Here is a 13,891-nt window from a genome sequence, read left to right as displayed (position 1 = left end):
ATTATGCTACTTATTTCGTTTCTCCTGCCTCTTATCCATTTTTGTTTCCAGCCGTTCTTTCTTCTTCATTTCCCAGTCATTCCACTTTTTATACTGATCTGCAGAAAGCACTGATTTAAAACGCTGGTTACGCTCTTCCTCCAGTTGTTTGATCTGCTGCATCTTATCTTTTTTGGGCAGCGTTGCATTAGCCTTTATCTGTTCTCTCCGGCGTGAAATGTCTGTGTTAATAGCATGAATATCTTTGTCCTGCTGAGCGGAGAGGTTCAGCCTGCGGTCAAGTTTATCGCTCATTTTGTCTGCCCGCGCTTCCGGGCTCAAACGAACTTTATGTGCTGTGGTATCTGCTTTCTGCGCTATACTTTCTCTGCTGAAACCAAGCAACAGGCATAATAACAGAGCGCCGAAACAGATCATATATCTTTTCATAAAAAAGGAATTATTCTCACTTACTAAATATAGGTATTTCCTGCAATATTAATACCAATCATCAAAAATCTAACGAAATATCAAGCCACCAGATTATTTTTAACTTTCAGATAATATACTAGTCTAATAGACTATTCTGATTCTCAGGATTGTATAACCAGGATCTAAACCGTTCAAAAACTAATCAATGAGTAAAATTCGTGTATTCCTCTACCGGAATAGTCTTTCCCGTCTTTTGCAGGGGAAGGGGCTTTCCTGTTTATGGATGTTAACCAGTGCGCTGCTTGCAGGCAGTAGCGTAAAAGCGCAGGCTACATTTCCTGTTAATGGTATTACAGACACAAGAGAAGGTTGCTATGCATTTGTGAAAGCCACTATTGTCAAAAGCCCGGGCGTTGTTCTGAACAATGCCACCCTGGTGATCAGGGATGGCCGTATAGTCAGCGCCGGCGGCGGGCCGGTACCTAAAGACGCTGTTGTTGTTAACTGTGAGGGCCGGTATATTTATCCGTCCTTCGTTGACCTTTACAGCGATTATGGTACGCCTCCTGTAAAGAAAGCCTCCGGCGGCTACAGGGCGGCCCCCCAGTTCATTTCCACGACCAAAGGGGCCTTTGGCTGGAATCAGGCCGTTAAGAGCGAAGTGAATGCCGCCTCGGTGTTCAGCAAGGATGAACGTACGGCAGAATCTCTCCGTAATGCAGGCTTCGGCGCCGTACTGACGCATCAGCAGGATGGTATTGCCAGGGGTACAGGCGTATTGGTAACACTGGCCAATGAACGTGAGAATAAAACAGTGATCAGGGAAAAGGCCAGTACCCATTATTCGTTTGACAAAGGCAGTTCTACACAGAACTATCCCAGCTCTCTCATGGGCAGTATAGCGTTGTTGCGGCAAACATTCCTGGATGCGCAGTGGTACCAGTCGCACCCTGCTAAAGAGGGCGCTAACCTTACCCTGCAGGCCTGGAATGACAGTCGCTCGTTACCACAGATCTTTGAAGTACAGGACAAATGGGACGTGCTCCGTGCAGATAAGATAGGAGATGAATTTGGTGTACAGTATATCATTAAAGCCGCCGGTAACGAATACCAGCGTATGCCTGAAATGGTGGCAACCAAAGCGTCTTTCATACTTCCGCTCAACTTCCCTCAGCCTATAGATGTGGAAGATCCGAATGAAGCGCGCTTTGTAGCACTGAGCGATATGAAACACTGGGAGCTGGCGCCTACAGAACCTGCCGCTTTTGAAAAAGCAAATATTCCCTTTTGTTTCACCGCAGCAGGGCTGAAAGATATAAAGCAATTTACTGCAGCTGTCAGGAAAGCCATAGATGCCGGCCTTAGTGAACAGAAAGCCCTGGAGGCCGTTACGCTGGCGCCTGCCCGTATACTGAAAGCAGAAGATCTTGTAGGCACTCTCGATGCAGGTAAACTGGCCAACTTCCTGGTAACCTCAGGGCCTGTATTTAATGAGAGTACTGTTATTTACCAGAACTGGATACAGGGACAGCAATACAATATCAAAGATGACGGATGGAAAGATATCCGTGGCACATATACACTTTCCGTAGGTAATACTTCCTATAATGTGCTGATAAAAGGCACAGCTTCTGCTCCCGCTTTATCTCTTTTACAACAGGATACCCTGGCGGGTTCAGTAACACTGGAAGGACAGCTGGTAAAGCTTTCATTTCCCCTGAAAAAAGGTGGTACGCAGGTGCGGCTGAGCGGTGTTGCCGGCGGTCAGGAATGGGACGGTACAGGTCTGGATACAACAGGTAAATGGGTGAAGTGGCATGCCGTGTTCAATGCAGCTTATACACCGAAGGATTCTACAAAATCTAAAACTCCGCAGCAGCCAGGTAAACTTTATTATCCTTTTAACGGCTATGGATGGGAAGAGCAGCCTAAACAGCAGGACCTGCTGATCAGGAATGCTACTGTCTGGACAAACGAGCAGGAAGGCAAACTGGAAAATACAGATGTACTGGTACGCAACGGTAAGATTGTGCAGATAGGGAAGAACCTTGCTGCCGGCAATGCAAGGGTAATAGATGGCACAGGCAAACATCTCACGGCAGGTATCATTGACGAGCATTCCCATATAGCTATTTCCAGGGGAGTAAATGAAGGCACCCAGTCTGTTACGGCAGAAGTGCGTATTGCAGATGTGATCAACCCGGACGATGTGAACATTTACCGTCAGCTGAGTGGCGGCGTAACTGCTTCTCATCTGTTACATGGCTCTGCTAATACTATTGGCGGACAAAGCCAGCTGATCAAACTCCGCTGGGGCGCAGATGCTGAAGAACTGAAATTTGCGGGCGCTGATCCCTTCATCAAATTTGCATTGGGTGAGAACGTAAAGCAATCCAACTGGGGAGATAATCAGAAGGAGCGTTTCCCGCAAACACGTATGGGGGTTGAACAGATACTTACTGATGCGTTTACCCGTGCACTGGATTATGAAAAGCTGGGGGCGGACAAACGTAAGGACCTGGAGCTGGAGACCCTGCTGGAAATACTGCACAGCAAACGTTTTGTAACCTGTCACTCCTATGTACAAAGTGAGATCAATATGCTGATAAAAACAGCAGACAAATTCAACTTCCGCATCAACACCTTTACGCATATACTGGAAGGATATAAAGTAGCCGATAAGATGAAGCAGCATGGCGCCGGCGCCGGAACGTTCTCTGACTGGTGGGCCTATAAGATGGAAGTGCAGGATGCTATTCCCTACAACGCTACCATCATGCAGCGTGCAGGGCTGACCGTTGCCGTCAATTCTGACGATGCAGAAATGGCCCGCCGCCTTAACCAGGAAGCAGCCAAGAGTATCCGGTATGGAGATATGACGGAAGAGGAGGCATTGAAGCTGGTAACGCTCAACCCCGCTAAACTGTTGCATGTGGCAGACCGGACCGGTAGTATCAAAGCCGGCAAGGACGCTGACCTGGTGCTCTGGAGTGACGATCCGCTGAGCATCTATGCAAAGGCAGAGAAAACAATAGTAGACGGTATTGTATATTTTGACAGGGAGAAAGACCTGGAACTGCGTCAGCGTATCAGTACAGAGCGTAACCGTCTTGTACAGAAAATGCTGGCAGAAAAAAAGAAAGGTACGCCTGTACAGAAAGCAGCTGCCACTGCCGAAGAAATGTATCACTGTGAAGACCTGCAGGGCGGACATCAGCGTGGTCTGAAAGGAGGTGAAAACGAATTGTAATCAGCAACAAACTGACATCATGAAACGACTTATATCAACATACATTGCTGTTCTTTCCTGTATGGCCGCTGCTGCACAGGAAACAATATATCCTGCCAAAGTGCAGGAAACACCGGTTTTCCTGACCAATGCCACTATTCATATCGGTAACGGGCAGGTAGTGGAAAAAGGTTCTCTTGCCTTTGCAAACGGTAAGATCACTGCCATAGGCAACAGCATACAGGCGCCTGCCGGAGCGAGGGTGCTGGACCTGCAGGGGAAACATATTTATCCGGGTATTATCGCTCCCGCTACCTCTCTTGGCCTGACGGAAATAGAGGCTGTCCGTGCAACAAACGATAATGAGGAAGTAGGAGAGATCAATCCTTCTGTAAGGGCGCTGGTGGCTTATAATACAGATTCCAAAGTACTTGCCACTATCCGGTCTGCCGGTATCCTGCTGGCACAGGTAACACCGGAAGGCGGGCTTATTTCCGGTTCTTCCTCTGTTGTGCAGCTGGATGCCTGGAACTGGGAGGATGCTGCGTATAAAGCAGACGGGGCCATTCATCTTTACCTGCCCAGCCTGCAGCCACCGGCCGCTAATCCTGGCCGGCCAACGCCGCCGAAAGACCGTACGGCAGAATTCCTGGAGAAAACCGGGGAAGTGCGCGCTTTCTTCCGTGAAGCAAAAGCATACCTGCAGGAGAACAAACATGCTGCCACTAACCTGAAATTTGAGGCAGTGCGCAGGTTATTCAGCCGGGAGCAGAAACTCTTCATACATGCAGATCTTGTAAAGGAAATGCTGGTGGCGGTTGATTTTGCCCGGGAGTTTGGATTTGATGTAGTGATAGTAGGGGGAGCAGACGCCTGGCTTATACCAGACCTGCTGAAGCAACATCAGATAGCAGTTGTCCTGGTACAGCCACACAGCCTGCCAATCATGCAGGACGATGATGTGGACCAGCCCTATAAAACACCTGCCCAGCTGCAGAAGGCCGGGGTGCTGTTCTGCCTGGGAAATGAAGGTTTCTGGCAGCAGCGTAACCTGACCTATGAAGCAGGTACGGCCAGCACATACGGGTTGTCAAAAGAAGAAGCGCTCAGCGCCATCACGCTGAACACCGCCCGTATCCTGGGGATCGACAAAACTACCGGTTCCCTGGAAACCGGTAAGGACGCCAACATAACCATCAGCGCAGGAGATCTGCTGGATATGCGCAGCAGCACTGTTACCCAGGCGTTTATCCAGGGCCGGGAGGTGAGCCTGGATAATAAACAAAAGCAGCTTTACGAACGTTATAAATATAAGTATGGCCTGAAATAAGCCTTCCACTCAGATCAAAAGGGCATGAGCTTGTTGAAAAACAGTCTCAGGCCCTTTTTCTTTATGTAATGGCATGATATTCTATTGACTTAGGCTAATTTATAAATAAGTTCTGTTATGGCTGCAATCCTGAAAAGAGAAGAGGCAATCAAAAAGGTGACAGACCTGATAAATGATGTACGTGTTTGTATGTTTACTACAATAGATGAGCATGGTCACGTAATATCAAGGCCCATGGCCACTGTAGAAGTAGATAAAGATGGAAATGCCTGGTTCTTCTCTAATGAATATTCCGGAAAAGTGGGACAGATATCAGAGAATAATGAGTTAAACCTGATCTATGCTCATCCCGGAAAAAGCACCTATCTGAATATTTTCGGAATAGGTTCCATTGTTATTGACCGTGAAAAAATGAAACAGCTATGGACGCCAATGGTACAGTCATGGTTTCCTGATGGCATTGACGACCCTCATCTCTGTTTGCTGAAAGTAGATACAAAGCAAGCCTGGTATTGGGATAATACTTCCAGTAAGATGGTGATATTCTTTAACGCGCTGACAGCGGTGATCAGGGGTAAGAAGTACGAAGAGGGGGAACATGGGGAGCTGAATATAGAATGATGACGGAATCACGGGTACCGTAATTCCGTCACCGGTAATTTTATTTAACTGTTACCAGGTAATAGTTTTTCTTCCCTCTCTGTATCAGGATATATTTCTGGTTTAATAACAGCGTGGTGTCAACCACTTTCTCAATGCCTTCCACTTTTAGTTTATTGATGCTGATACCTCCGTTCTGCACCATTTTTCTTGCTTCGCTTTTGCTGGGCAGGATAGCGGTGTCTGCGAGGAAGGTAACGATATCTTTACCGGCAGACAGGTCAGCAGCGTTGACTTCCACCTGGGGCACGCCATCCATAACGTCCAGCAGCTGGGATTCTGTCAGTGATTGTAAAACATCAGCAGTATCGTTACGGAACAGCAGTTCTGATGCTTTTACTGCAAATTCATAGTCTTTTTCGCTATGTACGAAGATGGTGATCTCTTTTGCAAGTCTTTTCTGTAAGAGGCGTTGTTCCGGCGTCTGGCGATGGGTAGCTATCAGCTCCTCTATCTCCGCTTTATCCAGCAGGGTAAAGATCCTGATATAGTTCTCCGCATCTGCATCTGCAGCATTGAACCAGAACTGGTAGAATGTGTAAGGGGAGGTGAGCCTGGCATCCAGCCATACGTTACCTTTTTCGGTTTTACCGAATTTGGTGCCATCTGCTTTTTTCATCAGGGGGCAGGTAAATGCGAATGCTTCTCCGTTGGCTTTACGGCGTACCAGTTCTGTACCGGTTACGATGTTGCCCCACTGGTCAGAGCCACCCATCTGCAGTTTGCAGTTTTTGGCAGTGTACAGATGGTAGAAGTCGTAGCCCTGTATGAGCTGGTAGGTAAATTCAGTGAATGACATGCCGCTGTCGCCCTCTATTCTCCTTTTTACGGAGTCTTTAGCCATCATATAGTTCACGGTGATGTGTTTACCCACATCACGGATGAAATCCAGGAATGAGATGTCTCTGAACCAATCAAAGTTATTGACCATTTCGGCCGCATTGGGCTTTGAAGGGTCGAAATCAAGGAAACGTTCCAGCTGAGCTTTGATACCTGCCTGGTTACGCGCCAGGGTATCCAGGTCAAGCATTCTTCTTTCTTCAGCCTTAAAAGAAGGATCTCCCACCATACCGGTAGCTCCGCCCACCAGCGCCAGCGGCTTATGCCCGGCCCTCTGCAGGTGCACCAGCAGCAGGATAGGTACCAGGCTGCCAATGTGCAGGGAATCTGCTGTAGGGTCAAATCCCACATAGGCAGTGGTCATTTCTTTCAGCAATTGTTCCTCTGTGCCTGGCATAATATCCTGCACCATTCCTCTCCAGCGTAATTCTTCTATCAGGTTCATGATTAATTGGGATAATTTTTGCAAACGTAAGAAAAGAATTTTAAACCATTTCCCCTTAGAACCGGGATCAGCAGGAAATTCGTACATTCATTCGTTCATAAATTGTAAAAAGCATCATATGAAAAAAGGCCTCTTTTTCGTGGCATGGCTCCTGGCAGCTGTAAATACCTTATCTGCACAGGACTGTAAAAACTACTATTACCTGTTGAACAATGCAGAAGTGGAAATGTCTATCTATGACAGCAAGGATGCCGTTGTAGCTAAAAATGTATATAACATATTGTCTGTCAATAAAGAAGGTGCAAGCACGGTATCTAATTTCAGCACCTCGCTGAAGGATGCCAAAGGCAAGGAAATGTCTTCCGGTAAAGGCCAGTTCAAATGTACAGGAGATAACATCTTTATAGACATGCAGATGTCTATGCCAAATATTCCGCAGCTGCAGAATATGAAAATGGCGTCTGAAGGCAGTGCTTTCCTGAGTTATCCTTCTTCTTTAAAGGAAGGACAGACGCTGCCGGATGCTTCCTATGAAATGAGTGGTAATGCCAATGGAATGGATATGAGCATGCAGTATAAGGTGACAGACCGTAAAGTAGCGGGCAAAGAGAAGATCTCTACCCCGGCGGGTTCCTGGGATTGTTTTAAGATCACTTATAACATGAACCTTTCACTGAAAATGATGGGGATGAACATGCCTATGCAAATGGCTGCCGCTGAATGGTTTGCACCGGGGTTTGGGGTGGTTAAGACTGAATCGGTGAAAGATGGTAAGAAAGTAGGAGCGATGGTGATCACTAAGGTGAAAAAGTAAACAGATTGATATACAGAGACAGGAAAACTGCTTATAAAAAACGCTTTTGCCTTTGGCAAAAGCGTTTTTTATAAGCAGTTTAGCCGGCTGCCTGCCGGTTAAAATTTGTTTTACAGATTCTTCAGGCAAACCCGTAAACTATCTTTCCAGTAAGGGATCTCCAATCCAAAGGTTGTTTTGATCTTCCCTTTATTGAACACGCTGTATGCGGGTCTTTTAGCTGGTGTAGGGTATTGGTCTGAAGTGATCGGGAATACCTTGCAGGATGCGCCTGTCAGTTCTTTTATTGCCACGGCAAAGTCATACCAGCTGGTCACGCCTTCGTTGCTGTAATGATATACTCCGCCGTAATTTCCGGGCACGTCCCATACTTTGGTGAGCACGTTCAATATAGCCCTTGACAGATCTACTGCATAGGTAGGTGTACCTGCCTGGTCAAACACTACGTTCAGGCTCTCTTTCTCCTGCATCAGCTCACGCATACGTTTGGCGAAGTTGACGCCAAATTCTGAGTAGAGCCAGGACGTGCGGATCACAATAGTATCCGGGTTGGTACCTATTGCTGCGGCCTCACCGCGCAGTTTGGAGCTACCGTAGATACTTTCAGGGTCAGCGCTGTCTGTTTCTGTATAAGGGCGGTTGCTTTTACCGTCAAACACATAGTCTGTAGAGATATGTACCAGCTGTACCTTGTGTTCCATAGCAAGTGTAGCCAGGTTCAGGACTGCTTCAAAATTGAGTTTGAATGCCAGTTCTTCATCACTTTCCGCTTTATCTACAGCTGTATAAGCTGCACAGTTGATACAGGCATGGATCTCCTGCCCGGTAAGGAAATTGCGGACAGCTTCTTCACTGGTGATATCCAGTTCATTAAAATCTGTATAAATAAAACTGAACGCCGGAAAATCGGCCGCAATCTTTTTCAATGCTTGTCCGAGCTGACCATTGGCGCCGGTTACCAGGATATTTTTCATTTAATTGTTTGTGTTGTAAACAAAATTATGAACACAGTTTTCCAGTGCGGGCAACACCAGGTCTTTCTCTGATACCAGTGCATTTTCCAGTTGTATGCCCCAGTCTATGTTCAATGCAGGATCGTTGTAAATGATACCGCCTTCACTGGCTTTGTTGTAGAAGTTATCAACCTTATACATTACTTCCGCGGTTTCGCTGATCACGGCATATCCGTGTGCAAAGCCTTTGGGGACAAGCAGCTGTAATTTATTTTCGGCAGACAGTTCGATGGCAAATGATTTACCGTAGGTAGGAGAGCCTTTACGGATATCTACTGCTACATCAATGATCCTGCCTTCCAGTACTCTTACCAGCTTGGTCTGTGCATAAGGTTCCTGCTGATAGTGCAGGCCACGTAATACGCCATAGGTAGATCTGGCCTGGTTGTCCTGTACAAAGGAAAGCTGCACGCCTTCTTTTTCGAAGGTCTGTGCGCTGTAGCTTTCAAAAAAATAACCGCGGTTATCATTAAACACTTTTGGTTCGTAAACCAGCAGTCCGGGTATACCCGTTTCAGTAAATGGCATTGATTATCTTTTTTGATATTGATCACTGTAATATTCCTGGTAAGCGCCGCTGGTTACATGGTCCAGCCATTCCTGGTTGGCCAGGTACCAGTCAACTGTTTTTTCCAGGCCTTCCTCAAATTGCAGGGATGGTTCCCAGCCCAGCTCTTTATTGAGTTTGGTGGCGTCGATGGCGTAACGCAGGTCGTGACCTGCACGGTCTTTTACGAAAGTGATCAGTTTGGCGGAAGTACCGGGTGCACGTCCCAGTTTTTTATCCATTATTATGCAAAGCAGGTTGATCAGATCTATATTCTTCCATTCGTTGAACCCGCCTATGTTATAGGTTTCACCAAGTCTGCCTTTATGGAAAATGGTGTCAATAGCGCGGGCATGATCTTCAACAAACAGCCAGTCGCGCACATTTTCTCCTTTGCCATAAACCGGAACAGGTTTACTGTTCCTGATATTATGTATGGCCAGTGGTATCAGTTTCTCAGGGAAATGATTGGAGCCATAGTTATTGGAGCAGTTGGAAATAATAACAGGCAGGTGATAAGTATGATAATATGCCATTACAAAATGGTCGGAGCTGGCTTTGGACGCTGAGTATGGAGAGCGTGGATCATATGGTGTCTCTTCTGTGAAGAGTCCTTTCTCCCCCAGGCTGCCATATACTTCATCTGTAGATACGTGATAGAACAGCTTTCCTTCATAATTATCCTTCCAGTATTTCCGGCTGGCGTTCAGCAGAACGGCTGTACCCATTACGTTGGTCCTGATAAAGGCCAGCGGGTCCATAATGGAGCGGTCTACATGGCTTTCTGCCGCAAGGTGGATCACACCATCAAAGGAATATTGAGCAAACAGTTCGTCAATAAATGTTTCATCTGTGATATCGCCTTTTACAAAAGTGTAATTAGGCTTGTCTTTGATATCATTGAGGTTTTCCAGGTTGCCGGCATAGGTCAGCGCATCCAGGTTCACGATCTGGTAATGAGGATATTTATTGACAAAAAGTCTTACCACATGAGAGCCAATAAAGCCCGCGCCGCCGGTGATCAGAATGGTATTATGCATAATATTAGTTTGCAGGGCATATACACGCCCTAATGTAGGTTACTTATTCAGCGCCTTTTTGAAATACTCGTAAGTGATCTTTAAACCTTCCTTCCTGTCTACTTTAGGTTCCCAGCCAAGCAGTTCCTTTGCTTTGGTGATATCCGGTTTCCGTTGTTTCGGGTCATCTTTCGGCAAAGGCTGGTAGATGATCTTCTGTTTGCTGTTGGTCAGGGCAATGATCTCTTCAGCAAATTCTTTCAGCGTTATTTCTGAAGGGTTGCCGATGTTGACAGGGAGGTGATAATCACTCAGTAAGAGGCGGTAAATGCCATCCACAAGGTCAGACACATAACAGAATGAACGGGTCTGTGAGCCATCTCCGAATACGGTCAGGTCCTGTCCCGTTAAAGCCTGGCTCATGAAAGCCGGCAATGCACGTCCGTCATCAAGACGCATACGGGGACCGTATGTATTAAAGATACGAATAATGCGTGTTTCTACCCCATGGAAATTATGATAAGCCATGGTAATGGATTCCATGAATCTTTTGGCTTCGTCATATACGCCGCGGGGGCCTACCGGGTTTACATTACCCCAGTATTCTTCCGGTTGGGGATGTATAGTAGGATCTCCATATACCTCTGATGTGGAGGCTACCAGTATCCTGGCTTTTTTCTCTTTGGCCAGGCCCAGCAGGTTGTGGGTACCGAGTGAGCCTACCTTTAATGTCTGGATAGGCATTTTCAGGTAGTCTATCGGGCTGGCGGGGGAAGCAAAGTGTAGGATATAATCCAGTTTACCCGGTACATGCACAAATTTGCTTACATCATGATGATAATATTCAAATTCCTTTAAGGGGAACAGGTGTTCTATATTTTTAAGATTGCCGGTAAGCAGGTTATCCATACCTACTACCTGGTATCCTTCTGCAATAAAACGGTCACACAGGTGTGAACCGAGGAAACCGGCTGCGCCGGTGATTAAAACTCTTTTCATATTCAATAACGAATACAGATGATGATAAATACTATTGAACAGCTGTGCGGCCTACACTTTCATAATGGAAGCCCAGTTCCTGCATACGGCTTACGTCAAACAGGTTACGGCCGTCAAAGATGGCAGGTTGTTTCAGGGCGCCTTTTATTTTATTGAAATCAGGCGTTCTGAACACGCTCCATTCTGTAGCAATGATAAGGGCGTCTGCATTTTCCAGGCATTCATACTGGTGCTGTGCATACTTTACCTTGCTGCCCAGCAGGCGTTCTACATTGGTCATCGCTTCCGGGTCAAACACAGTCACGGTGGCACCTGCAGCTACCAGGGCATCTATCATATATAAAGCCGGGGCTTCCCGGATATCGTCTGTATTAGGCTTGAATGCCAGTCCCCACATGGCGAAATGTTTGCCTTTCAGATCATTATTGAACCAGGCATTGATCTTGGGTATGAGGAACAGCTTCTGGCGTTCATTCACATCCATTACGGCATTCAGTATCTTAAAATCGTAGGCTACTTCTTCAGAAGATTTTACCAGCGCCTGCACATCTTTAGGGAAGCAGCTGCCGCCATAACCGATACCCGGGAAGAGGAAACGTTTGCCGATCCTGTCATCACTTCCTACGCCTCTGCGTACCATATCTACATCTGCACCCAGTTTTTCACACAGGATAGCAATTTCATTCATGAAAGAGATCTTGGTGGCCAGGAATGAATTGGCGGCGTATTTGGTCAGTTCTGCAGATTTCTCATCCATAAACAGGATAGGGTTACCCTGGCGTACAAACGGGGCAAACAGTTCTCCCATTACTTTACGCGCTCTTTCAGAGCGGGTGCCTATCACCACGCGGTCAGGCTTCATAAAATCATCTACAGCAACACCTTCGCGCAGGAATTCCGGGTTGGAAACCACGTCGAAAGCACAGTTGCAATAGCGGCCTATTACTTCCTGTACTTTTTCTGCCGTGCCTACCGGTACCGTACTTTTATCAACGATCACCTTGTAGCTGGTCAGGATCTTTCCTAAATGCTCCGCTACATTCAGGATATAGGAAAGGTCAGCAGAGCCGTCTTCTCCCGGTGGGGTGGGCAGGGCCAGGAAGATCACTTCCGCGTCCTTTACACCTTCTTCCAGGTTGGTAGTGAAATGTAAACGATCTTCTTTGAGGTTACGCTCGAACAATTTTTCGAGGCCTGGTTCATAAATGGTGATCTGGCCATTAGATAACTTGTTCACCTTATTGGCGTCAATATCAATGCAGGTGACATTATTGCCTGTTTCAGCAAAACAGGTGCCTGTAACTAAACCTACATAACCAGTGCCTACTACTGAAATCTTCATTTGGAGTGTTTGTTTATGAATGATTTAACAGAATGAATAATGTGCTGCAGCTGATCTGCGTCCATTTCAGTATGTATTGGTAAGGAAATTACTTTTGAGGTCAGTGAATCTGTAACCGGGAGGTTGAATGATGCCCCGCCGAAGCTGGCAAACATTTTCTGCTGGTGAGCCGGAACAGGATAATAGATCATGGCAGGCACTTTCTGTTCCTGCAGGTATTGCTGCATTGCGTTCCTGTCCACTCCATTCAGCTGAAGGGTATATTGGTGATATACATGGTAGCTGTTAGCCGCACGGAAAGGAGTAGTGATCTGGGGAATACCGGCAAATCCGGCATCGTAGGCATCCGCTACCGCCCTGCGGGCTTTGATATATTCATCCAGTAGTGGCAGTTTTATATTTAATACTACGGCCTGTAATGTATCCAGGCGTGAGTTGACGCCTACTACGTCGTGGTAGTAACGGGCTGATTGTCCGTGGTTGGCTACCATACGGATCTTTGCAGCCAGTGCATCGTCGTTGGTGAACAGGGCGCCGCCGTCTCCGTAGCAACCCAGGTTCTTGGAAGGGAAGAAGGAGGTACAGCCTATCTGGCCAATAGCTCCTAATTTCATTATGGTGCCGTCCTTAAAAGTATAGTTACCGCCTATGGCCTGGGCATTGTCTTCAATCACGGGAATGTTGTGCCTGCGGGATATCTCCATCAGTGGTTCCATCTCAGCGGCATGCCCATACAGGTGTACAGGAACAATAGCTTTGGTTTTTGGTGTGATGGCCTTTTCTACCAGCTCCGGGTCCAGGCAGAACGTACGTGGGTCTACGTCTACAAATACCGGTTTCAGTTTCAGCAACGCTATTACTTCGGCAGTGGCAATAAAGGTGAAGGAAGGAGTGATCACCTCATCGCCTGGTTCCAGGTCCAGTGCCATCATGGCAATTTGCAGGGCGTCAGTACCATTGGCACAGGGAATTACATGTTTTACCCCGAGATATTCCTGCAGGGCGGTGGAGAATTGTTGTACAGGTGCGCCATTAATAAAAGCAGCATTATCAAGCACTTCAGCCATCGCAGCATCCACCTGCGGCTTTATTTTTAAGTATTGGCGTTTTAAATCCACCATTTGAATAGGAACCATGACTGGGATAGATATTTTGTTTAAAGTGAGCAAATTTACAAATTTTGACATAGGATGGGCAGTATCTTTGCGCCGGACCGAAAAAACAGTAAAAGTACCTAAGAGC

At 46.7% G+C, this 13,891-nt stretch carries 12 protein-coding genes; 4 read left to right on the top strand and 8 right to left on the bottom strand.

All coding sequences use genetic code 11. The features are described 5' to 3' along the window. Positions 1-6: 6 nt before the first annotated feature. On the bottom strand, positions 7-429 hold the full coding sequence (locus GO493_RS22655; protein WP_157308507.1) for a hypothetical protein: 423 nt from the start codon (positions 427-429) through the stop codon (positions 7-9). A 187-nt stretch (positions 430-616) separates the two neighbouring features. On the opposite strand from GO493_RS22655, the gene GO493_RS22650 reads away from it, so the two are divergent. The 3 genes from GO493_RS22650 to GO493_RS22640 all read left to right on the top strand — a co-directional run bounded on the left by GO493_RS22650 (position 617) and on the right by GO493_RS22640 (position 5,591). Beyond that, entirely contained in the window at positions 617-3,661 is a 3,045-nt protein-coding gene (locus tag GO493_RS22650; protein WP_232538958.1) for an amidohydrolase family protein, read from the top strand. A 19-nt stretch (positions 3,662-3,680) separates the two neighbouring features. Next, on the top strand, positions 3,681-4,970 hold the full coding sequence (locus GO493_RS22645) for an amidohydrolase family protein (protein WP_157308506.1): 1,290 nt from the start codon (positions 3,681-3,683) through the stop codon (positions 4,968-4,970). A gap of 117 nt (positions 4,971-5,087) precedes the next feature. Further along, on the top strand, positions 5,088-5,591 hold the full coding sequence (locus tag GO493_RS22640) for a pyridoxamine 5'-phosphate oxidase family protein (RefSeq protein WP_157308505.1): 504 nt from the start codon (positions 5,088-5,090) through the stop codon (positions 5,589-5,591). A gap of 40 nt (positions 5,592-5,631) precedes the next feature. Here the strand turns inward: GO493_RS22640 and tyrS are convergent, their stop codons facing one another. Continuing rightward, entirely contained in the window at positions 5,632-6,915 is a 1,284-nt protein-coding gene (gene tyrS / locus GO493_RS22635) for a tyrosine--tRNA ligase (RefSeq protein ID WP_157308504.1), read from the bottom strand. 118 nt (positions 6,916-7,033) lie between these two features. On the opposite strand from tyrS, the gene GO493_RS22630 reads away from it, so the two are divergent. Next, positions 7,034-7,729: a TapB family protein gene (locus GO493_RS22630; RefSeq protein ID WP_157308503.1), complete on the top strand. Its 696-nt coding sequence runs from the start codon at positions 7,034-7,036 to the stop codon at positions 7,727-7,729. A 110-nt stretch (positions 7,730-7,839) separates the two neighbouring features. Here the strand turns inward: GO493_RS22630 and rfbD are convergent, their stop codons facing one another. From rfbD to GO493_RS22600, 6 genes are read right to left on the bottom strand one after another with little or no spacing between them, the layout of a single operon-like run. Further along, positions 7,840-8,703, bottom strand: coding sequence for a dTDP-4-dehydrorhamnose reductase (gene rfbD, locus GO493_RS22625; protein WP_157308502.1), 864 nt, complete (start codon positions 8,701-8,703; stop codon positions 7,840-7,842). Next, on the bottom strand, positions 8,704-9,270 hold the full coding sequence (rfbC, locus tag GO493_RS22620) for a dTDP-4-dehydrorhamnose 3,5-epimerase (RefSeq protein ID WP_157308501.1): 567 nt from the start codon (positions 9,268-9,270) through the stop codon (positions 8,704-8,706). Positions 9,271-9,273: 3 nt separating this feature from the next. Beyond that, positions 9,274-10,329, bottom strand: coding sequence for a dTDP-glucose 4,6-dehydratase (gene rfbB, locus GO493_RS22615; RefSeq protein ID WP_157308500.1), 1,056 nt, complete (start codon positions 10,327-10,329; stop codon positions 9,274-9,276). Positions 10,330-10,368: 39 nt separating this feature from the next. Continuing rightward, positions 10,369-11,307, bottom strand: a complete 939-nt coding sequence (locus GO493_RS22610) for a UDP-glucuronic acid decarboxylase family protein (RefSeq protein WP_198315799.1) — start codon at positions 11,305-11,307, stop codon at positions 10,369-10,371. Positions 11,308-11,338: 31 nt separating this feature from the next. Then, the gene (locus GO493_RS22605; protein ID WP_157308498.1) at positions 11,339-12,649 is read right to left on the bottom strand and encodes a UDP-glucose dehydrogenase family protein; all 1,311 of its coding nucleotides are present in this window, start codon (positions 12,647-12,649) and stop codon (positions 11,339-11,341) included. Then, positions 12,646-13,785, bottom strand: a complete 1,140-nt coding sequence (locus tag GO493_RS22600; protein ID WP_157308497.1) for a DegT/DnrJ/EryC1/StrS family aminotransferase — start codon at positions 13,783-13,785, stop codon at positions 12,646-12,648. The genes GO493_RS22605 and GO493_RS22600 overlap by 4 nt, the downstream gene beginning before the upstream one ends. Positions 13,786-13,891: the final 106 nt, after the last annotated feature.

The organism is Chitinophaga tropicalis, from assembly GCF_009758205.1.
In the GTDB taxonomy this organism is placed as follows: Bacteria; Bacteroidota; Bacteroidia; order Chitinophagales; family Chitinophagaceae; genus Chitinophaga; species Chitinophaga tropicalis.
The sequence above is the reverse complement of the archived record's forward strand: the minus strand, read 5'-3'. Positions and strand labels throughout refer to the sequence as shown.